Genomic DNA, 221 nt, shown 5'->3' on the forward strand with positions numbered 1-221 from the left:
CCATCCAGATCCGGATCCTCAACAACTACATTGATAGGACCATCAACATCGGTACCCGGAGTAACAACAACATTGCCGTTCTCGTCAATCTCAACCGGGATATCCTTGCCATCCTCATCGGTAGCAGAAACCTTGGTGTCATCATCCGGGTTAGTGACCTTGATACCAGTGTCCTGCTCCTCATCAGTCGGATCAACCGGCTTCACACCAGAATCATCAAC

At 49.8% G+C, this 221-nt stretch carries 1 protein-coding gene; it reads right to left on the minus strand.

Annotated features, from left to right (window positions below; all coding sequences use genetic code 11):
* Positions 1-221 (minus strand): hypothetical protein (locus HMPREF2996_RS12820; RefSeq protein ID WP_168163681.1); only part of this gene is annotated, 221 nt, incomplete at both ends.

It is taken from the genome of Corynebacterium sp. HMSC066C02 (genome assembly GCF_001814945.1).
In the GTDB taxonomy this organism is placed as follows: domain Bacteria; phylum Actinomycetota; class Actinomycetes; order Mycobacteriales; family Mycobacteriaceae; genus Corynebacterium; species Corynebacterium aurimucosum.